The sequence below is a fragment of the Coriobacteriaceae bacterium genome (assembly GCA_025992855.1).
Taxonomy (GTDB): domain Bacteria; phylum Actinomycetota; class Coriobacteriia; order Coriobacteriales; family Coriobacteriaceae; genus Collinsella.
On record DAJPGB010000001.1, the window covers coordinates 1954952 to 1977475 of the forward strand.

Consider the following 22524-nt stretch of genomic DNA (forward strand, 5'->3'; position numbering starts at 1 on the left):
AACACCGGGAGGGATCGTGGCAAAAAAGCCTCAGCACGCTCAGAACAACCAGCGCAGTCAGCAGGGCAAACAGGGCCAGCAGCAAAAGCGCGGCGGCAAGGCGCAGGCCACGGTCGCCCGCACCAAGCATTCCCAAGCGACGCCCACCCGCCCCTGGCGTCCGGGCCGCGACAAGTTCCTCCCCGTCAGTCGCGCCGACATGGATGCGCGCGGTTGGGACCAGTGCGACTTTGTCTACATCTGCGGCGACGCCTACGTGGACCATCCCAGCTTTGGTATGGCCATCGTCAGCCGCGTGCTCGACGCGCACGGCTACAAAGTGGGCATCATCTGCCAGCCCGACTGGACCGACCCCGCCAGCATCACGGTGCTCGGCGAGCCACGCCTGGGCTTTCTCGTCAGTGCCGGCAACATGGACTCCATGGTCAACCACTATTCGGTGACCAAGCACCGCCGCCACACCGACGCCTACACTCCCGGCGGCGAGGAGGGTCACCGTCCCAACCGAGCCGTCACGGTCTACGGCAACCTTATCCGCCAGACGTTCAAGGACGCCCCCATCATCATCGGCGGCATCGAGGCGAGCCTGCGCCGCCTGGCCCACTACGACTATTGGCAGGACAAGCTCAAGCGCTCGGTGCTGCTCGATTCGGGCGCCGACATCCTCATCTACGGCATGGGCGAGCACGCGATCGTCGAGATCGCCGATGCGCTCGACGCCGGGCTGCCCGTCGACCAGATCACCTACATCAACGGCACCGTCTACCGCACGGGCTCGCTCGACGAGGTCTACGACTACGACCTGCTGCCCAGCTGGGACGACCTGACCGCCGATAAGCTCAACTACGCACGCAGCTTTAACGTGCAGCAGCAGAACATGGACCCCATCACCGGTCATCGCCTGGTGGAGCCCTATCCCAACAGCGTGTACGTGGTGCAAAATCCGCCATCGGCAACGCTCACCACCGACGAGATGGACGAGGTCGCCGAACTCCCCTACGCGCGCGACTGGCACCCCGACTACGATGCCGCAGGCGGCGTGCCGGCCTTTTCCGAGATCAAGTTTTCCATCAGCTCCAACCGCGGGTGCTTTGGCGAGTGCTCGTTTTGCGCGCTCACCTTCCACCAGGGCCGCGTGCTGCAGATGCGCAGCCACGACTCGATCATGCGCGAGGCCGAACTGCTCACGCGCGACCCGGAGTTTAAGGGCTACATCAACGACGTGGGCGGACCGACGGCCAACTTTAGCCGTCCGGCCTGCGACAAGCAGCTCAAGCACGGCGTGTGCAAGAACAAGCGCTGCCTGTGGCCGAGCGTATGCAAGAACATGGTGGTCGACGAGAGCGGCTACACGCAGCTGCTGCGCGACCTGCGCCAGCTGCCGGGCGTCAAGAAGGTCTTTGTGCGCAGCGGCATCCGCTTCGATTACACCATGGCCGATGCCTCGGACGAGTTTTTGCGCGAGCTGCTCGAGCACCATGTCTCGGGCCAGCTGCGCGTGGCGCCCGAGCACGTGAGCGACGCGGTGCTGTCCGTGATGGGCAAGCCGAGCCGCGCCGTCTACGACGCATTCTGCCGAAAATTTGAGCGCCTGAACCGCGAGTACGGACTCAAGCAGTACGTGGTGCCGTATCTGATCTCGAGCCATCCCGGCTCGACGATGAAGGAAGCCGTGGACCTTGCCGAGGCCGTGCGCGACATGGGCTACATGCCCGAGCAGGTGCAGGACTTCTACCCCACCCCGTCGACCATGTCGACCTGCATGTACTACACCGGCGTGGACCCGCGTACCATGCAACCGATCTACGTGGCACGCGACCCGCACGAGAAGGCCATGCAGCGCGCGCTGATTCAGTATCGCAAGCCCGAGAACTACAAGCTCGTGCGCGAGGCACTGGAGAAGGCCGGCCGTCGCGACCTGATCGGCTACACCAAGCATTGCCTGATCCGCCCCGTACCGCCGCGCCCGGGCGAGACGTCTGCCAGCGGCGGGCACGGGACTGGCAAGAAGGGTGGCAAGCCGCACGGCGGCAACGGTACCGGCAAGGGTCCCAAGGGCAGCAAGGGCCGCGGCGGTATGTCCCGCGCGCAGAACACCGCGGGGCGTAACCGCGCGGCCCAGGGACGCCAGGGCGCCAACGGAGGCGGACGCCGCAACTAGCGCAAGGGCGCGCTCACCGCACCCGGCTGGCACGCATGGCGCAGCGAGCGCATGGCCTCCACGAGGATGACGCCGGCGATAGCAACCGTGATGACCACGTCGAGCGGCGTATTCACAAACCAGAGCAACGCCATGAGATACGACCCGGCGTTAAAGGCAAAGTGCAGCAGGATGGCGTAGCGGAGCTTTCCGGTCGTCACGAGCACCCAGCCAAAGATGAGGCCGGCGGCGCCGGCGTAGCAGCCCTGGACCCAGTTCATATGCATAAAGCCAAAGACCGCCGCCTGCAGCACGATTGCCGCGGCGACGCCCCAGGTACTCGGGGCCGCCCAGGGCACCATGGCGCCATCTTGCGGTCGCACGTGACGCCGGCGCTTCCAGAGCGGACGGCACTGTGGATTAAACGCACGCAATGAGAACTCAAAAATGATACCGCGCACCAGCAGTTCCTCGCAAAACGGCGCGCCGAGCACCGTGGTCAGGACGGCCAGATAGCTCGTGTCGCCCATGCCTGTTTCCTCGACAAGCTCGCTATAGTCTGCCGCAACCTCGGGCAGCAGCGACAGCACGCCATCGCATAGGTAGCTAATGACCACCTGCATGGACAGGCCGATCACGACAACGCATACGATGCGCTTCCATACAGCATTTGCTCCCCCGCTAAGCGAGCGCACGCCCTGCCAGCGCGCCATAAACGAGCGCGGCCACAGATAACGCCACCACAGCAGCGCCATCAAAAACGACGCCGTCTGAGCGGCTGCCTGGAACCATTGGATATCGAGATTGTCAATCGGATAGCCCGTCAGCACCGATACGGCATCGAGAACAGAAAATAGAACCACGCTCAGGGCTATATCGGCAGCGACAACACCAAAACAGGCAAGCGCCCACGCTATCGCATTGAGCATGCCAACCTCCTCAAAACCTGGCACTTGGGGACGTTCCTTAACTGCCGGCAGAAAAGGAACGTCCCCAAGTGCCGGCAGTTTGGAACAGTCATTGTTGATGAGAATCGGGTTCAGTGCCAAAAGCCCCGCTCGGCGAGATGTCGAACGGAAAGGTGCCGCAGCGATTGAAGGCGGCGATAAACATGCGGATGGCGTTGGACGGCGTGGTGCCCACGAGCTGGGTTGCCGCCGCGAAGGCCGCCTTTTCCTCGGGCAAGACCTTCGCGACTACAGGGGTCATGTGTTCTGCCATGGCGCTTCCTTTTTGAAACGACGGTGGTGCGGATAGATGCGGGCCATGCGGCTGGGCGACGGGCTGTGAAGGCAACCCGATTGGCCCGCATCCGGAGTTTGTTTCTGCGGCGTTGGTATTACTTGGTATTCCTAAGTATTACCCCGCAGATAGAATAACACATCTGCCCCCGTAGGGGCAGATGAAAACGGATCATTCTGTTGTTGAATTTGAGCTTGAATTTGGGTTTGGACGAGCCTCTACAGCGTGATGACGTCCGAGATGTTGAGCGCATGAACGTCGGTAGCGTCGTGCGTGGCGAGCAAGAGCATGCGGCCATCGAGCAGGTCAAGAACAACCTCGGCCGCCACATCGCGCGCACTGGCATCCAGGCCGGTAAAAGGCTCGTCCAGAATCACCACACCGCCGGGGCACAGCAGAGCACGGGCGATCTCAACGCGCCGTCGCTGCCCACCCGAAAGCTCAGCCACGCAGGCATGTACATCGATACCCGGCACCAGCAGGCGCAGCAAGGCCGCGGCGCTCGAAGCATCCACGCGCGCATCGGCGCACACCAGCACGTTATCGAGCGCCGAGGCGTCCTCGACCAAACGCGCATCCTGAAACACCATCGAACACGGCGCGCACTCCCCCGCCGCCAGCGCGAGCAGCGTCGTCTTGCCAGCACCCGAAGCGCCCATCACGCAAGCACGCCCGCCCGCAGGCACGTTGAGCACCAGACCGTCCAACGTCGGCGCCCAGGGCGCGCGATCGCCCACGGCAAGCGAGATCTCCGCCGCCGCGCCATCGCCCGCAGCGCCCGCATGCCCGCGCAGCCCATGCCCATGCGTCCGCACGGCCGCACGCCACGCCACAGGACCCGAAGCCTGCAGAAGCCACACCAGCACGCGCTCACACGCCCACGAGGCGGCAACGACCAGCACGGTCCACGCCAGCAGATCGGCCGTCTCAATCAAAAGTTTTGCCTGATAGATACGCTCGCCCACGGTACCCACTGCCATGCCGATAAGCTCGGCCGCCACGCCAGCTTTCCAGCCCATGCCAATCACGGCCCGGGCGCAGGAAAGCACAAACGGCAGCGCCTCGCGCCAGGTATGGGCGCAAAACAGGCGCCAGCCCCGCACGCCATGCAGGCGGAACATCTGCTCCAACGACCCATTAACCTGTGCCAGGCCCTCTGCCAGCGAAAAATACACGCCTGGCAGCGCCATCAAAAACACCGCAGCGATGCTCACGCGCGCCGACCCCAGCCAAATGAGCAGCAGGACCACCACGCAGGCGACCGGCGTCGCCTTCACAAACGACAGCGCCGGCGCCACCAGGCGCGCAAACGCCCGCGACCGTGACGAGACCCCAGCAAGCACGCCGCCGCACACCGCGGCAAGCGCCAGCCCGCCCAGAATCCACGCGCCCGAGCCCGCCAAAATCGCCCAGGTACCGCCATCGCACACAAGGTGCAGCAATGCCACAACGACAGCGCCCGGCCCCGGCAAGATCAACGGCTGCGCCACCAGCGCCGCCACCAGCATCCACGCGGCAAGCCAAAAGGCGGCGACGGCACCTGCTGCCGCCACCGCCTTCACACGCTCTGTCATTTGTCGAGCAAACGCACGCACGGGCTACTCCATGTAGTAGAAATCGTCAGCCGGAAGTTTACCACCCACGGCGCTCGCGTCCGCGTCGGCCAGCACCTGCAGGTACCCGCTAAGTGCCGCCTTCATATCCTTGCCCGTCTGGCACACGAGCATGCACCCGGGAATCGCCTTCTCAGCAATCTTGGCGTTGTCCACGATGCCGGCATCGACCACGGCCTGCGCCCAGTCCGCCGGCGCCGCGTTCACGGCCTTCACGCTCGCCTCATGGCAGCGCAAGAATTCCGCCACGGCCTCGGGATGCTCCTCGGCAAAGGCACGGCGCACCACGGTCACGCCCGTCAGCAGGCGCGAACCCGTGTCACCCGCTAGCTCATCCCACACATCGGTCAGGCTCACCGGCGCCGACAGCTTGCCTTCGCTCTTGGCGATGGCAGCGGTCTTGAACGGCTCCGGCAGCACGCCCACGGCGGACGGGTCGACAAGCAACGCCGACAGCACCTCGGTGGGCTCGCTCTTAAACTCAAGCGCCACCTGGCCGGTCAGGCCCGCGCGCTCCAACAGGTAGTTCATGACGTACTCCGGCGTGGTGCCCTTGCCCGTCATGTAGACGGTATGGCCCGCCAGATCGCCAAACGAAGTAACGTCCGCGTTACCCGTCACCACGTTCAGCACGCCCAGCGTGTTGATATCGATGACCTGCACCGCACCCTCGGTCTTGTTGTAGAGTACGCTCGCCACGTTGGCGGGCACCAGGGCGATATCGATATCGCCCTGAATGACCTTGGGCACGATCTCATCGGCGGCAGTATTCATCGCAAAGTCGAACTCATTGTCCGTCTCGCCATCGGCCGCCCGGTCCATAAACTGCACCAGACCAATCGAGGTCGGCCCCTTGAGCGAGGCGACGTGCACCTCGACCGGCTCGGCAGTGGCACCGTCGGCGGCAGGCCCGGCAGCCGAACCCGCGGCGGACCCGGCACCGGCAGCCCCGCCGCCACAGCCCGCGAGCGCAAGCGACAGGGCGCCCGCGGCGAGCGCCGAGGCAAACCCCCGGCGCGACAGCTCAACATCAAACGCACGCATGGCTAGCACGCCCCCTCGTTGGGCATCGACCAGGCGTGATGGTCGGTATGCAGCAACTCCTCGGCCAGTGGCGAGAGCGGCGCGCCCAAGAACTCGCGATAGCACGCCTGGACATCGGGATTCTCGTGCGAGAAGCGAATGTCCGCAGCGGCATCCAGACCCCACAGCACCTGACCGCGCTCGGCTGCCAGCTCGCAGCCGTCGTGGATGGGCTGACCGCCGCCACCGACGCACCCGCCCGGGCATGCCATGACCTCAACGAAGTCATAGCTCGCACGGCCGTCGCGAATCGCGTCGAGTAGGCGGGCGGCGTTGCCCAGCCCGTGCGCCACGGCGACGCGCACCTTGGTGCCATCGATATCGGCCACGGCCTCCTTCCAGCCGTCCAGGCCGCGCACATCGGTAAAGAAGTCGGCGTCGGGGTTCTTGCCCGTCACCAGGTAATATGCCGAGCGCACGGCGGCCTCCATCACGCCGCCCGTGGCGCCAAAGATCACGCCCGCGCCCGTGCCGAAGCCCAGCGGCGTGTCGAGCGGCTCCTCAACCAGCGTGTCGACGCTCACGTGGCTCGCGCGGATCATGCGCACCATCTCGCGCACCGTCAGCGCAACGTCCACATCGGGCGTGCCGTCCTCGCCCACCATGCTCGGCAGCGCGCACTCGGCCTTCTTGGCCGTGCACGGCATAACGGACACCACGAACAGGCGCTCGGGCTCCACGCCCAGCACCTTGGCGTAGTAGGTCTTGGCGATGGCGCCGAACATCTGCTGCGGCGACTTGGACGTGGACAGGCTGTCGACAAACTCCGGATAGCGCGCCTTCACAAAGCGCACCCAGCCCGGGCAGCAGCTCGTAAACATGGGCCAGCCGCGGCTATCGTCCTCGCCCTTGGCGGCCTTCCCTAGGCGCTCGAGCAGTTCGGAGCCCTCCTCCATAATGGTGAGGTCGGCCGAGAAATCGGTGTCGAACACGTACTCAAAGCCAACGCGGCGCAGCGCGCAAGCCAGGCGCTCAACGGTGGCCTCCTCGCGCGGAATGCCGAGTTCCTCGCCCCAGGCGCTGCGCACGGCAGGTGCGATCTGCACCAGCACGATCTTGTCGGGATTAGCGAGCGCGTCAAACACGGTCTCGGTATCGTCGCGCTCGCGCAGCGCCCCCGTCGGGCAATGCGTAATGCACTGGCCGCACGCGACGCAATCGGTCTTGCCGATCGGCGCGCGCCCGCGGGTACCCACGGCGGTATGCGTGGCGCGGTTGGTCAGGTCCCAAATCCCCAGGCCCTGCACGCTCTCGCACACCTTGATGCAGCGCATACATTTAATGCACTTGTCGTTTTCGCGGATGATGGGAAAATCGAAGTCCCAGCCCTCGCCCGCCAAATGCCTTTGATACGGCAGATAGAAAATGCCCAGGTCGTTGGCGATGGTCTGTAGGTTGCAGTTGCCGCTGCGCACGCAGCTCGTGCACTGCGAATCGTGCTGGGACAGCAGCAGCTGCACGTTGGTGCGACGGGCCTCGCGGGCCTTGGGGCTGTTGGTGTGGACCACCATGCCATCGAGCACGTAGTTGTTGCAGGCGGCAACCAGCTGGTCGCAGCCCTCAACCTCGACCACGCACACGCGGCAGCCGCCGATCTCGTTCAGATCGCGCAGGTAGCACAGGGTGGGAATCTGGATACCGACGGACTTGGCCGCGTCCAGGATCGTGGTGTGCTCGGGTACCACGACCTCGCAATTATCGATAGTGAGCTTGACCATATTGAGTGCTCCGCTTTCGGTGTTGTCGCTGACAGTGGGGTTGTTGAGCTCTACCATTCCAAGTTCCTCCCTCCGCGGAACGCGCCAAAGCCAAAGTGATCGCAACGCAGGCAGCGGCTCGCCTCCTGGCGCGCCTCCTGCTCGGTGAGACCCTGCTCGACCAGATCCCAATCGTGAATACGCTCGCCGGCCTCGCGCTCGCCCAGCTCGCAGCGGCCGCACTCATGCTTGCCCTTAAACTGGACGGTCGGCAGCTCCACGTCGAGCTTGATCTTGTGGTCAAAGCCCAGGTAGCGGTCGATATTTGCCGAAGCCACGCGGCCGGCGTTGATGGCACGGATGACGGTGGCGGGACCGGTCTGGCAGTCACCGCCGCTAAAGAGGCCATCGAAGTTGGGCACGGCGCCATCCGAATCGGTGACCACGCAGCCCCACTTACAAGCGATGCCCATGTCCTCAAACGGCTTGGAATCGATGTCCTGGCCAATGGCCACGAACACGCGCTCGCAGGGAATGACGCGCTCGGGCGTGGCGGCGGCACGCGGGGCCGGACGCCCACGACGGGGCTCGCCGATAATCTGCGGCTGCACGCGCAGGCCACTCACGCGACCTTCCTCGCCCGTCTCGATAGCGAGCGGGGCGGTCAACTCCAGCACCTCGCAGCCCTCGGCCTGGGCGCCGGCGATCTCGGCGTCCTGGGCCGTCATGTCGCAGATGCGACGGCGGTAGACGATGCTCACCTTTTCGGCACCGCAGCGCACGGCGGAGCGCGCCACGTCCATGGCCACGTTACCGCCGCCGATGACGCACACGCGCTGGCCGCTCAGGTCGGGCAGCTCGTCATCGCCGATGGCGCGCAGCATCTTGACGGCCGACTCCACGCCGGGAGCCTCTTCGCCCGGAAGGCCGAGCTTCTTATCGCTGTGGGCGCCAATGGCCAGGTAGACGGCATCGAACTCGTCGCGCAGACGGGCAAGCTCCTCGCCGTTGACGGAGTGGTCGAGCTCCACGTCGATGCCGGCGCTCAAGATCCAGTCGATCTCGGCCTGCAGGCGCTCGCGCGGCAGACGATAGCTGGGGATGCCGTAGCGCAGCATGCCGCCCAGGTGGTGGCGCTGCTCCAAGATGGTCACCTTGTGGCCCATCACGGCCAGGTAGTAAGCGCAAGAAAGACCGGCCGGGCCGCCGCCGATCACGGCGACGCGCTTCCCGGTGTTGTCCACCACATGCGGCTTGTGGTCGTTGAGGTCGCTATGCTCAACGGCAAAACGCTTGAGGGCGAGGATGTTCATGGGATCGTCGACCATGCCGCGACGGCAGTGCATCTCGCAGGGATGCTCGCACACCAGGCCACAAACGAGCGGCAGCGGGTTGTTCTTGCGGATGACCTTGACGGCATCGGCATAGCGGCCGGCCTCGACCAGCGAAATGTAACCGGGAATGTCGACGTGCGCCGGGCAGCCCGAGACGCACGGGACGCGGGCCTCGCGGTCAAAGCCACAGGAGTGCTCGCGGATGTGGTGCTCAAAGTCGTCGCGGAAACCGCGGATAGCCGTAAGCGCCATGGCGCCGGCCTCGTAACCGATGGCGCAGTCGCTCGAAAGATAGATGGTGCGGGCGGTGCGCTCAATCAGATTGAGCGTGGACTCGTCGGCGCGGCCTTCGAGCACATCGGCGAGCAGGTCGCTCAGCGCGCTCAGGCCCACACGGCAGGGCGTGCACTTGCCGCAGCTCTGGGTGGAGCACAGGTTGACGAGCGCTGCCGTAAACTCAACGGGACACGGGGCGAGCGAACTCACCGCCAGACGACGTCCGAGCGCATCGTGCAGGTCGTCCATGACAGCCTGAGCGTGGCTGCGTTCCATTACGTGCAGTCGTGCCATAAGATCCCCTCTCATGCGGCAGCCCGGAGGCGAGGCCGGGCGAAGTTGCTACACGCACAACACTGACCTATAAAGTTGTTAGGCCTCCACGCAGTTCGGCAGGCGGTATGAAATGTCACCCTCGGCGGTGAAATAGAACATTACCGCAGATAAATGCCATATTTGATAAAACGCGTTACCAAACGACAATGCCCCGCCCACGCAATCACGTGGGCGGGGCATTGCTTCAGGTATGCGGTCAGCGACCCTGTTGCTTTTACTTAAGCTCGGGCCAGTAACCCTTGTTGGCCTCGATCATGTCGTCGAGAACCTCCTTGGCGACCTTCATCGAAGGCACGGTCTTGTTGAGCGTAAAGGCCTTGAGCGCCTTCTCGTACGAACCCTCAATCGTAGCCTCGACCACGAGCTTCTCAGAGTTCAGCTGCTGCATCATGAGACCCTGCTGGAACAGAGGAATGTTGTCACGGCTGATGACCTCGGGGCCGTTCTTGCCAATGTAGGCAGGCAGCTCGACCATAGCGTCGTAGGGCATGTTGGGGATAGCGCCCTTGTTCTCGCAAATGACCAGGAAGCGCTGCTTGGTGTCGTTCTTCAGAGCGATGGCCAGATCGGCAATCCAGTCGCCGTGGCTGCCCGCATAGAACGTGCTCTCGTCGATCTCGCCCGTCTTCTCGTAGTGGTCGATGCCGTCGAAGAGGTTCTTCTCGCGCGTCTCCTCAACCTCGTTCGCACGGGTGCGCTCGGGGTTTGAGTGCTCGACGAATTCCTTCTGCTGCAGGTAGTAGTTCAGATACGTGTTGGGCAGGTACTCCGGGAAGCACTCCATGATCTCGTACTCGCCCTTCCAGACGTAGTACCAGCTGCCCTTGGTGTGACGGTTCTGCTCGGGATGCTCGTCGGTGGCCTCCTCGGGCTTCTTTGCCATGAGCGAGCCCATGCCCTTGAGGTAGGAGTCGGGCAGCAGGATCTGGTGCTCCTTGATGTACTCGCGCAGCTGCGGGAGCACCTCCTCGCCCTTGTGGCGGATCGAGGTGAACCAACCAAAGTGGTTGAGGCCAAAGTAATCGTACTCGACATCCTTCTTGTCGATATCGAGCGCGGCGCAAACCACGTCGATGATCGCGATCGGCATGTCGCAGATGTTGATGATGCGAGCGTTGGGACGCAGCACACGGCAGCCCTCGGAGACGATGGCAGCAGGGTTGGAGTAGTTGAGAATCCAGTAATCCTTCTTGGCGTACTTCTCAACGTCATCGATCAGCTCGACCATGGGGAAGATGGTGCGCATGCCGTAGGCAAGGCCGCCGCAACCGCAAGTCTCCTGGCCCACGCAGCCGTGACGCAGCGGAATCTTCTCGTCCTGCTCGCGCATGGCGTAGCCGCCCACGCGCATCTGGGCAAACACGAAGCTCGCGTCGGTAAAAGCCGTCTTTTTGTCGGTGGTCACCGTGAGCTTGATGTCCAGGCCGAGGTCCTCGTGCAAAATCCAGTCCACGAGCACGCCGATCTTGCGCTGGCGCTCCTCGTTGATGTCGTACAGACGAATCTCGTCAACGTCGAGCTCGTCCTTGCGCAGGGCGATGGACTTGACGATGCCGGGGGTAAAGGTGGATCCGCCACCACACAGAGTAATGATCATTGTTTACTGCTCCTTCTCAATTGCGTTTTCGACCTTGTCGCGCATCTCGGCGACCTTCATGCCAAAGATGATCTGGATATTATTGCCGTTGCGGTTGATGCCGCTGTTGGGCACGTGGTTGATGAGGTCCTCATTGATGAGGTCCGGGTTCTTAACGTTCACGCGGAGACGCGTAAAGCAGTTCTCGAGCTCCTCGATGTTGTCCTTGCCACCAAGACCTGCGACCAGGTCGGCAATACCTGCATCGACGCCCTCTGCGGGAGCCGCGGCAACAGCGCCCTGCTTCACCGCGACAGACGCGGCGGCCTCGCCCTCGGCAACGGACTCGGCAAGCTCGGACTCTTCCTCGCGACCAGGCGTGTGGAGGTTGAGCTTCTTGATAAGGAAGGTGAAGAGGAAGAAGTACAGAGCGGCGTTGACGACTCCAAGCACCAGCATAACCGGCCAGTTGGTCTTATCGACACCGAGGACCAGGTTGGAAACCACGATGTTGATGATGCCGCCTGCAGTCGAAGCGGGCACGGAGAGGACCTTGAGCAGGACCAGGAAGATGCCGGAAAGAACCGAGTGAACGACAAAGAGCACGGGAGCGGCAAAGACAAAGAGGAAGTCCATGGGCTCGGTCACGCAGGAGAGCACGGCGGTGATGATCAGCGGGATAATAACGGCCTTGGTCTTATCCTTGTTCCCCTTGTAAGCGGTGACGATAAAGGCGAGACCGATACCGATGTAGGGCCACAGGTTGTTGAAGGTGTAGCTGTTGAAATACGTACTATCGGAGAAGGGCTGACCCGTCATTGCCATCTCGGCAACACGGATGGGATAGGCGCCGGCAATAACCTGATCACCCAGCGTCAGGGTGCCACCCACATCGGAGAACTGGAACGGGGTGTAGATGAGGTGGTGCAGACCGGTGGGAACGAGCAGCTTGTTGAGCATGCCGTAGATAAACAGACCGATGTTGCCCGACTCCTTAATGATGCCGGCAACGGAGGAGATGGCACCCTGAACCGGAGGCCAAACGATGCAGAAGCCAGCGCCCATGATCCAGGAAATGATGATCATAATCAGGAACGGGAAGCGGACGCCCGAGAACATCGAAAGGGCAATGGGGAACTGCTTGTTCGAGTACTTGTTGAACACGGCACCGGTGATGCAACCAAGGATGATGCCGCCGAACACGCCGGTATCGAGCACCTGAATGCCCATAACGGTGCTCTGGCCGGTTCCGGTAAGACCGAGCATGCCGCTCGCTTCGGCAAGAGAGCCGGTGGCGTTGAGCACGATGTTGTTAGCCTGCAGGAACAGGAAGAACGACATCAGGGCAATCAGCGAAGCATGGCCCTTGTTCTTCTTTGCCATGGCGCCGGCGATGCCCACGCAGAACAGAATCGAGAGGTTGTTGATGATAAACATCAGCGACTGATAGACAACGGCGCCCACAAGCTGGAACGGACCGGAGCCCAGTACGGGGATCAAGGCGCAAATGGTCTTGTTGGTCAGAATAATGCCCACGATGAGCAGAATGCCGGCAACCGAGAGATACATCATCGGCTGGACGATTGACTTCGCGAACACCTCCAACGGCGCTTTGAAATTGAACTTCTTTTTTGCGGTCATAGCGGTACTCCCCTTCCTTTTCCGCAAATTAAGACAGATGTGCCCTAGACAAGACCGTGAGCCCTGCCTTATATCAATCGATGTGTGGGCACGTTATGCCTAGAGACCAGGTTCTCCAAGCAGGTTAACAATGTGATATGCGAGATAACTCTTCTCGGCATCGGTAACGACAACGTTATAGGTAGACGACAAGTGGGCGGCTATGGCGTCCGCGCACGAGAACGCGCACGGATACTTTGTTTCATCGATTCGGAACAGTGCATCGTCATTGATCTGCCCGGCCGCGGGGTCAAGCGCCCGCTGTGCGAAAAACTGCAGGTAGCGGACGAAACGCTCATAGGGCAGCGAGGTGTCATCGAGGGTCGTAGCATAGCGCTCGGAAACAATCGCGAGCACGTCGCGAACAAGCTGGACCGAGATGATGAGACGGTCGGAGCGTTGCGGCATGGTGGCGTTGACGATATGCAGCGTAATAAAACCCTGCTCTTCTTCGCTCATCTGGATGCCCATATACTCCTTGACAATCTGCAGCGCACGGCCCGCAAGCGCATACTCCTTGCGATAGAACTGCTGGATCTCGAGCAGCAACGGATTCTCGCAGGGGACGCCCTTGCGCTCGCGCTCCAAAGCAAGGCTGATATGGTCTGCGAGAGCAATGAGAATCTTGTCGTTGATATCAACATTGAGCTCTCGACGGAGCATCTGAACAATGTCCTCGGCAATCACGAGGTTGACGGTGGGGATGGACTCCAAAAGATGTGCCAAGCGGTCAATCGTACGCGAATCCTGAGAAGTTCCCTCCTGCAACGCGTAGGTCTTTTCGATCGACGCCTCGTCGATGGCATCGCCGGCATGACGGCCAAAGCAGAGGCCTCGACCGATGACGATGAGCTCGGAGCCATCGTCCGAAGTGACCATTGCGACGTTGTTGTTAAAAACTCGCTTGATAACCACGGTACCCACCACAAGAATTTACTCGGAAAGCCAGACGACAGGCTCTTTAACAGCAACAGGGCCGGAAGCGTGCTCACGAAGAGTCGAGTTCTCCGAACGCTCGCACACGATAACGAAGACCGTGGGATCGAAGCCGGCGGCGCGGACCGCGTCGAAATCGACCTCGACGAGGGCCTGGCCCGCGTCGACATGGTCACCCTGGGCAACAAGCGCATGGAAGCCCTTGCCCTCAAGTTTAACAGTGTCGATTCCGATATGCAGCATCACCTGAGCAGAGCTGTCGTCGGACATGATGCCCAGTGCATGCTCGGTCGGGAACAGCGCCGCGACGGTACCGGAAACAGGAGCGCACACCGTTCCCTCTTGGGGAACCACGGCAACGCCATCGCCCACGGCACGGCTGCTAAAAGCGGGGTCATTGGTATTTTCTAGATGAACAAGCTCGCCGGAAACAGGAGCGAGGATTTCGAACTCGGAAGTTGCAGTCTTCTGCTCATCCGAACCGCCCATCAGGCGAGAAAAGAAACCCATGGTGGCATGTCCCTTCATAAATATAGCCCAACCAAAATCAAGCGAATGCGTCCATAGAGACACATCCGTTCAAAGACTTTGGTTAGGCCCACGTCCGAGGGACTCGGTAACCTTCCGCATTTCTTTTTACGCGAACTATTGTAGACAAGCCCAAAGCCGGAACAATCATTATGACCGGCGAACGGTATTTTTTCTTCGATAAACGGTATTTAGGCAGCACTTGGGGACGTTCCTTTTCTGCCGGCACCCAGGGACACTCCTTGCTCTGACCCCTTTGAACCAATTTCGTATGCGCTAGATGAAGAGTTCGCATTCCTTCCGCACGACGCAAACCTTGCTCAGCATCTGGGAAACAGCGGATAGCTTGTTGGGATCAAGCTTGCGAGCGCCTCGCGGACATACGGCAATGCAGCGCATGCAGGAGATGCACGCCTCGCCAGCCGCTCGTTTGGGGTCACCCTTGTCGATAGCACAAACGGGGCACGCCGCGGCGCATGCACCGCAGGAGACGCAATCCTCTGTTGCCTCGGGTGCCATGCGGTGACCTCCGGCTTGTTTATAAGGACGGTTGCCGGGAATAGAGGGCTCGGACGCATCCTCAGCCAACAGCTTTTGCTGAATTTGCTGCGCAAACTCTGCGAGCTGCGCCTCATCCTGCGCATCCGGACGACCGGCAGCAAACTGTCGCGCAATGGAATGTTCTGCAATGGCCGCAACTGCCGCGATCACCCGGAATCCCGCATGCTTCGCAACGTCCTCCAGCTCTACGAGCGTGTCCTCAAACGCGCGGTTTCCGTATACACAAACCAAAACAGCCCGAGCCCCGTTGCCGCGCACCATGCCCAACCGGTCAGCCACCACAGCCGGGATTCTACCGGCATACGCCGGCACAGAGATTACGGCCACGTCGTCCTCAGTCATCGAGACAGCGCTGAAATCTAGCCCGCTATCGGTCAGATCGACGGTAACGGTATTCTTGCCCAGTGCCCCGGCCACAAGGCCAGACACCTTCCGCGTTCCACCCGTCGGACTAAACACAATTTCGAATACGCTCATCGAGACACCCTCCCCTACGCCTGGCAACGCGTCAAGCCGCTTTCACATTCAGACAGAGTATACGGCGCATGGGGGGGGAGCTCCCCGTTTTGGTGCGCTAGGCAGCCCGATACACCAACCCATACTGCCCGCCTTTTCGGTTTGCATAATTCCCGGTACAGATTGCATATATTTACTGGATACCGCCGCGTTCTCCTGAGGTACCCCATCCTGGCCCGTGCAAAAAACGGAGTATTCTGCAACGTGACCGCGCCAGCACCGCCGCGGGTGGGCAAAACTGTAGGGCGCCGTATCATTTTAAGTCCCGACATGGCGAGAATGACGCGCCCCTGCTCCGGAAAACGGCGAAATCTGACTCGGAACGCTCGCTAGGGATATCCGAAGGCCACCGTTGGCGACGTCGAATCATATGCAGACAACTCGAACTGCAGAATACTCCAAAAAATGCACGGCGCACCCCATAGGACCCATTGCTGCATGGCGGAAAATAGGTCCTCAGCATCCCCCAGATGCATTCCCGAGAACATCACGTTTGAATTAGCGATGGACACGGCAAACAAAAGGGCCCGAGCGTTATTTGCTCGGGCCCTTAGCTTGTCTCACGCTAGCGCGCGATGCGCATCTTACTTGCGCTTGCCGCCGCCGTCGCCGGGGCGACGGGAGCTGCCACCGCGCTTGCCGCCACGGCTGTTGCCGTAGCTGCCACGGTTATCGCGACCGCCGGCACGGCCGCCACGGGAGCCGGCCTGGTTGCCGCCACGACCACCACGATAGCCGCCGCGACGCTCTTCGCGGGTATCGTCGTAGTTGCGCCAGTCATCGCGACGATCACGGCTGGCACGCGGGTCACGACGATCGCGCGACTCGTTAGAACGACCAGCGCCGCCGCGGCCGCCATTGCCGCGAGCACCCTCGCGACGCTCGCCGCCGCGGCTACCGCGCTCTTCAAAGCGCTTGCCGCCACGGGACTCACCGCCACGGGCACCTCGCTCACCGCGACCCTCGCCGCCGCGACGCTCATCACGGCCACCGCGCTCGTCATCACGACCGGAACGACGGCGGTCGCCCGCACCGCGCTTGCCACCGCGCGGACCGCGGCCCTCGTCCTCGCGCTCGACACGACGACGGCCGCCACGGTCCTCGTCCTCACGACGACGGCGGTGTGCCTCGCCCTGGAACTGCTTGGCACGACGCTCGGCACGGTTACCGCGCGGGGCCTGCTCGACGGCAGCGGCACCGCCGCGCTCCTCGGCAGCTACCTCGCGGGCCACGCTCTCAACAGCCTCGTCTACGCGAGCCTGAACGCCCTCGCGCACGCGGGTCTTGCCGCCGCGCTTAGGACGGCTCGGACGCTCGCCGTCGCCGCGACGCTCGTCACGACCGCGGTTGGAACGACCGGCCACATCACCGTAATCGTCGCCGTTGCGCTTGCCGTCGCGACGCGCCTGCTCAAGCTTCTTCTTGCTCTTGGACTTGCCTCGCTTGGTCTTCTTCTTCACCTTAAAGGCCGCAGGGTCGCGCTCGGGATCAACCGCGGGCGGATTGGGACCCACGTGCAGGTCGTCGGCCTCATAGATGTCGGCGGTCTTGTCCATGAGCTTCTCAATCTCGTAGAACTCATCGACGTCCTGCTCGGTCACAAACGTAATGGCCCAGCCCAGCTCGCCGGCGCGGCCCGTGCGGCCAATGCGGTGGATGTAGTCGGTCGGCTCGGCCGGCACGTCAAAGTTCACGACGTAGCGCACGTCGCTAATGTCGATGCCGCGGGCAAGCACGTCGGTTGCCACCAACACGTCGACGGTACCGTCGCGGAAGGCCGAAAGCGCGCGCTCGCGCTGGGCCTGGCTGCGGTTGCCGTGAATCGCGGCGGCCTTGATGCCCTTACGCTCCAGACGACGGCAGCAGCTGTCGGCGCGATGCTTGGTACGCATAAAGACGATGGTGCGCTCCGGACCCTCCTTCTTGAGGAACTCGGGCAACAGGTTGTTCTTGGCCTCGATGGACACCGGGAACACAAACTGGTCGACGGTGTCGGCGGTCGACGTGGCCGGTGCGATCTCCACGCGAGCCGGGTCGCTCACCAGGTCGGTGATCTCGCCCACAGCCTCCTCGTCAAGTGTGGCCGAGAACAGCAGCGTCTGGCGCTCGGCCGGCGTCTCGCGCACAATGCGGCGGACGGCGGGCAAAAAGCCCATGTCGAGCATGCGGTCGGCCTCGTCGAGCACCAGCACCTTGACCTCGTCCAGGTGGCAGGCGCCCTGCTCGATCAGATCGACCAGACGGCCCGGCGTGGCGACCAGGATGTCGCAGCCGTACTTGAGGGCAGCGGTCTGCGGCTTGTAGCTCACGCCGCCCACGACGGTCACGGCGACATGACCGGTGACGTCGGCGATCTTGCTCGCGACCTCGTCGATCTGCTGGGCAAGCTCGCGCGTGGGGGTGATGACGAGCATCACGGGGCCGCGGCCGTTGCCCTCGGGCTTTTTAGCGCCGCGACGGCGGTTGCGGCCGCTGCGCTCGCGCACAGGCTTGGGCGGAGCGATGTGCTCCAGGTTGTTCATGGTCGGCAGCAAGAAGGCGGCCGTCTTGCCGGTGCCGGTCTGAGCGGCGGCAAGCAGGTCGCGGCCCTCGAGCACCACGGGGATCGAGCCGGCCTGCACGGGCGTCGGCGCCGTGTAGCCCAGGTTCTCGATAGCGCGAAGCATCTCGTCGGAGAGGCCCAGCTCGTCAAAGGCGGGCAGGCTCTCGGTAGCGGACTCGACGGCCTGGGCAGCATTTGCCTCATCGGCGGCATCGAAGGCAGCCTGGGTCATGGCCTCGCGGGCCTCGTCCAGGATCTCGGCGTCGGTGACGTCGGACACAGAATTACGCATATGTTGTTGTTCCTTATCTGCACGCGCAATGGGCACGGCATGCGGCCGCGCGGGCGTGCTTGGTAGTGCGCTAATACATACAAAAACGGGTGCGCACAGAGAGGACGTTGCTCAGCACGCTGGCGATCGCTTTGGCAGCCCTATCACGCGCCGTCCAGACGCAGCAGCTCTAAGCGATGGAGCAGATTCGCCGTGGGTTAGTATACCCGCGCTTTGCATGCCCCCACGTAAACCACAGATGACGAGGCGGACGAGGCGGGCCCGGCTGATTGTCTCAATCTGTAACAGTTACGGGGCAAATCTTCCTCTACGTGTTACAGATCGAGACAAACGGTCGACACGGTTCACAAACGTCTCAATCTGTAACAGTTACCGAGTAAAATCGGTCCTTATTGTTATAGATCAAGACAGAGGGGGATTTCCGTCCAGTCCAAACCAAATCTCTCGGTCTTCCTGCAATTTCGAACATGTGGCCTATAATGTTGCTTTGGTTACGCTACATATTGCGCAGCCATTTAATACGTCGCCCACCGGGGGCCATTAATTCCTATCGCCTTATTGGCTAGGAAGCAATCAAAGGAGGTATCCGTGGCAGCAGAGACACCTTGCTCGGTCCTCTATAACGATATTCGCTCGTTCGGCGGTCTTAGACATCTCGAGATCGCCCGAATGCTCATCAATGGAAACTCTTATCTCGGCAGTACCCTGCTCGAGAAATGCTCTTCCAACCGCTCGTATCTCACCCGTTACATCGTCCATCGCGAGCCTGACCAGTGCGCGCCCGCCATCTACAGCGACTTTGCCGTCACCACGCTCAATCTTTCCGCGGCAATCTGCAGCAAGCTCGGCGGCGGCGAGTCCGCCTATCAGGCAATCGCCGAGCACTATCGCGGCCCGGCCGCCAACGAAATGATGTCGGCTCTCGCCAGCTACAAGTTGGACAGCCGCCTATATGCAAATGCCCTCAATCACATCGACAACTTTGACGGCAATGCCGTGCGCGAGAAGAGTACGCTTTACCTTATGCTCTTTGTGGCAACGGGGGCGCTCGCCGATCCCGTTCAGGGCGTGGCCACCGTCGAGCGCTTTTGCGACAGCAAGACGGGCGGGCACTTTGGCACCACCGAAACTACCGTCGGACGTGGCTTTATGAGCAGCCTGGAGCAGCCGCACACCGTCGCTCCCAACCTCGGTCTGCTCAGAACCCATGCCGACAACTGCGCCGACATGCAAATCCATCCCCTCACACGCGATCCGCGCGGCACCGTGATTGGTTCTTTGCCCAAAACCTCGCCCAGCATCACCGATGTAGGCGCCGACGCCTCGCGCGAGCATCTTCGCATTTGGCTCGAGGGTGAGCACTGGTACGCCCAGGGCCTTGGATCGACCAACGGCACAGTGCTCGAATCGGGCGCGGGCGACGGCGATATTGTGATTGAGCCGCCGCGCGACCAACGCGAACCCGGCAAAGTCTATCCCCCGTGGAAATCGCCAACAGCGACAGGCTCCATCTGGGTCTCTACACGACATTCCTTGTCATTGTGGACTAGCACGGACAGCGATCAGAAGACGGTCGCCGTCCGTCTTTCGTCTTCTACCTTCTGCGTCGTAAACGACAATACTCAGCGGTACACGTGAGCAGTGCGGCTATCATGGTACTTTACCGATATCCGCACTGCTCACGTGTACGCGCGGCAACCCATGCCAGACAAAGGAACGCCATGGATACTACCGATAGCGCCTATGGCGACAAACTCATCCGTCTCGATACGTTCGATACCGCCGTGGCGGTCGACCCCAGCGCCGAGGACGACGCCAAGCGTCGGTTTATGACGCTTATTCTCCAGACGGCCCACCGCAACAACGGCAACATCGGGCACGTGCTGCGCGCGACCAACACGAGCGGCGAGGTCTTTGCCGTCAAGCTACTCAAGGACAACGCCATCCTTTCCGGCCAAGCCCCCGACCGCTCCGCCGAGCAATCGGCCGCGCACCTGGCCAACACCGCTGCGCTGTTTGAGGAGTACCGTCATCTGTGTACCGTCTCGTACCTGCGCGGATTTCCGCGCGTCTATGGCTACGGTTCATGCGAGGACGACCCGCTCATCCTCATGGAGTGGGTCGAGGGCACCTCACTCAAGCAGGCGCTGCCCCTGCTTCCGCACGACGCCTCGGGCGGGCTGACCACCCAGATGGTCGCCGCCGTCGGAAACGCCGTGCTTCGTGCGCTCTTGATGGCCCAAGGCCTCGTGAATCCGGTCATCCATCGCGACCTGTCGCCTGCCAATATCATGTTCCGCACCACCAGCCGAACGCTCGAGCAGCAGATTGCTGATTGTTCCTTTGACCCCTGCCTCATCGACATGGGCTCCGCGACCATGGCTCTCGGCGACGACACGATCACCCGGCGCGCCGACATCTGGCGCTTTGCCACGCCCGCATACGCCGCGCCCGAAATGCTCACGCAGGATATCGAAGGCATCGCGGCCCTTCGCCGCTCGCCCGCGATCGACGTCTATGCGCTTTCGAGCATTCTGTACCAGCTCTACAGCGGTCGCAAACCGTTCGATGTCGAGTCGACGGGTGCCGCGGCGACCGGCTCGTTCTACCTCATAAAGACCAAGACCAAGCCGGCGCCGCTCGAGCCGCGCTGCGAGGGCGACAAAGCGCTCGTCCAGATCATCATGAAAGGCATCTCGGTCGAACAGGGCGATCGCCCTACCGAGCAGCAGATGCTCGAGGTGCTCTCGACATACCTCCCCGCTGCAGAATCTGAGGACCGCGAGGGTGCAGGAGACGAGGCCGCAATTGATATCGATTCTGGCACGCACCTTAAGGTCGACGTCGCCGGCGAGCGCGCACGAGAGATCCTGGAGCAGGCCCGGCACGACGCCATGACCCGCCGTCGCTTTATTATCGGCGGCGTCGTTGCGGTCGTTGCGGGGCTCGGTGTCGTTGGCGCGGCAACCCATGGCTTCGGCATCCCCGACTACCTGGACGGCATCCGCGGTTCGCTTGACGACTACACTTGGGACCAGCTGCAGGAGATTTCGCTCAAGATTAAGGCCGCCGAGACCCGTAGCGAGGCACGCGAGATTGCCAAGCGCTACCACCTGCTCGACGCTGATGGGCATATCCCCTATCCGTGCACCAAGCGTGTCACGCTCACCAACGGACTACAGGTCGGCGCGCAGCTTGTGGGCATCCGTCACGATGAGCTTCTGGACGGGACGGGCAAGGCCGGGCTGACGTTTATGTTCGACGCGGGTATTGCCGAGCGCAACGCTGCGGCTGAACCGCCGAGCGCCGGCTGGGCAGATTGCGAGCTGCGGGAATGGCTCGACAGCGACGGCCTTAAGCTGCTGCCCAACGAGTTGCGCGCGCTCATCAAGTCTGTCAAGAAGACCTCGAATAACGTTGGCGCCGCCAACAGTGCATCGTGTCTGAGCGAGTTGCCCGCAACCCTTTGGCTGCCCGCCATGGTCGAGCTGTGCGGTACGCAACCGCCCAATTCGTTTGCCAAGGACTTTCACTACCTGGCCGACATCTATAACGGCGAGGGCAAGGAGTACCAACTCTTCCGCGAGCTCAAGGTAAGTCCGTATACCACGAACGAGACGTTGGTTCGCCAGTGGAAGGGCAAGGACACCTGCTGGTGGGAACGAACGGTGAGTCCCGACACATCGGAGAGCGAAGGCACGCTCTATATGAACCGCGTGGGGCACGACGGCGACGTCTTTACGTACGCAACGCCTGCGGAAAAGCCAAACAAGCTAACCTGTGTGATCCCCGGGTTCTGTATCTAGGCGGCGGGCGTCTTGCCGTGACGGGACCCCTCCCCGGCAATTGTCTCGATCTGTAACACTAGCTCGGCAGATACAGGTCTAGATGTTACAGAACGAGACAAAACCCCAACCCTGCGAGACAACATCTCAATCTGTAACAGTAAGGGGTCAAAAACCGGTCCAGATGTTACAGATCGAGATGTTTGAGTTGACCGCGGACGGTCTGTCTCGATCTGTAACATCTAGCAGGCAAAACGGTCCCCAGATGTTACAGATTGAGACATTAGACTGGCTACGGTCCGCCGAACTGGCTGTCACCTCGACCAATAACAGAATGTCATACATTTTCATCTCCATTAGACACCCCCAGGGGGTATGGGTGTATAG

General features: G+C 62.0%; 15 protein-coding genes. 3 read left to right on the forward strand and 12 right to left on the reverse strand.

The annotated features are described in order from the left end of the window. The first annotated feature begins 16 nt into the window (after positions 1-16). On the forward strand, positions 17-2161 hold the full coding sequence (locus OIL88_08295; protein HJI72358.1) for a YgiQ family radical SAM protein: 2145 nt from the start codon (positions 17-19) through the stop codon (positions 2159-2161). Here OIL88_08295 and OIL88_08300 read toward each other — a convergent pair. From OIL88_08300 to OIL88_08355, 12 genes are all read right to left on the reverse strand, one after another. Beyond that, positions 2158-3069, reverse strand: a complete 912-nt coding sequence (locus OIL88_08300) for a CPBP family intramembrane metalloprotease (protein ID HJI72359.1) — start codon at positions 3067-3069, stop codon at positions 2158-2160. The genes OIL88_08295 and OIL88_08300 overlap by 4 nt on opposite strands. 88 nt (positions 3070-3157) lie before the next feature. After that, the gene (locus OIL88_08305; GenBank protein HJI72360.1) at positions 3158-3361 is read right to left on the reverse strand and encodes a type II toxin-antitoxin system RelB/DinJ family antitoxin; all 204 of its coding nucleotides are present in this window, start codon (positions 3359-3361) and stop codon (positions 3158-3160) included. 239 nt (positions 3362-3600) lie between these two features. Next, positions 3601-4977: an ATP-binding cassette domain-containing protein gene (locus tag OIL88_08310; GenBank protein ID HJI72361.1), complete on the reverse strand. Its 1377-nt coding sequence runs from the start codon at positions 4975-4977 to the stop codon at positions 3601-3603. A 3-nt stretch (positions 4978-4980) separates the two neighbouring features. Then, the gene (locus tag OIL88_08315; GenBank protein ID HJI72362.1) at positions 4981-6039 is read right to left on the reverse strand and encodes an ABC transporter substrate-binding protein; all 1059 of its coding nucleotides are present in this window, start codon (positions 6037-6039) and stop codon (positions 4981-4983) included. Between the two features lie 2 nt (positions 6040-6041). Continuing rightward, positions 6042-7853, reverse strand: a complete 1812-nt coding sequence (locus tag OIL88_08320) for a [FeFe] hydrogenase, group A (GenBank protein ID HJI72363.1) — start codon at positions 7851-7853, stop codon at positions 6042-6044. Further along, positions 7847-9679, reverse strand: a complete 1833-nt coding sequence (locus OIL88_08325) for an NAD(P)-binding protein (GenBank protein ID HJI72364.1) — start codon at positions 9677-9679, stop codon at positions 7847-7849. Before OIL88_08325 ends, OIL88_08320 begins: the two co-directional genes overlap by 7 nt. A gap of 256 nt (positions 9680-9935) precedes the next feature. Next, entirely contained in the window at positions 9936-11318 is a 1383-nt protein-coding gene (locus OIL88_08330; protein HJI72365.1) for a 6-phospho-alpha-glucosidase, read from the reverse strand. A 3-nt stretch (positions 11319-11321) separates the two neighbouring features. Then, positions 11322-12938, reverse strand: coding sequence for a PTS transporter subunit EIIC (locus tag OIL88_08335; GenBank protein ID HJI72366.1), 1617 nt, complete (start codon positions 12936-12938; stop codon positions 11322-11324). A 99-nt stretch (positions 12939-13037) separates the two neighbouring features. Next, a complete protein-coding gene (locus tag OIL88_08340) occupies positions 13038-13892 on the reverse strand; it encodes a PRD domain-containing protein (protein HJI72367.1) in 855 nt (284 codons plus the stop codon). Positions 13893-13910: 18 nt separating this feature from the next. Then, positions 13911-14423, reverse strand: coding sequence for a PTS glucose transporter subunit IIA (locus tag OIL88_08345; protein ID HJI72368.1), 513 nt, complete (start codon positions 14421-14423; stop codon positions 13911-13913). 294 nt (positions 14424-14717) lie between these two features. Next, a complete protein-coding gene (locus OIL88_08350) occupies positions 14718-15419 on the reverse strand; it encodes a 4Fe-4S ferredoxin (GenBank protein HJI72369.1) in 702 nt (233 codons plus the stop codon). Positions 15420-16102: 683 nt separating this feature from the next. After that, positions 16103-18352: a DEAD/DEAH box helicase gene (locus OIL88_08355; GenBank protein HJI72370.1), complete on the reverse strand. Its 2250-nt coding sequence runs from the start codon at positions 18350-18352 to the stop codon at positions 16103-16105. Positions 18353-18940: 588 nt separating this feature from the next. Here OIL88_08355 and OIL88_08360 point away from each other — a divergent pair. Beyond that, entirely contained in the window at positions 18941-19990 is a 1050-nt protein-coding gene (locus tag OIL88_08360; protein ID HJI72371.1) for an FHA domain-containing protein, read from the forward strand. An 83-nt stretch (positions 19991-20073) separates the two neighbouring features. Beyond that, entirely contained in the window at positions 20074-22158 is a 2085-nt protein-coding gene (locus tag OIL88_08365; GenBank protein HJI72372.1) for a DUF6273 domain-containing protein, read from the forward strand. Positions 22159-22524 lie beyond the last annotated feature (366 nt).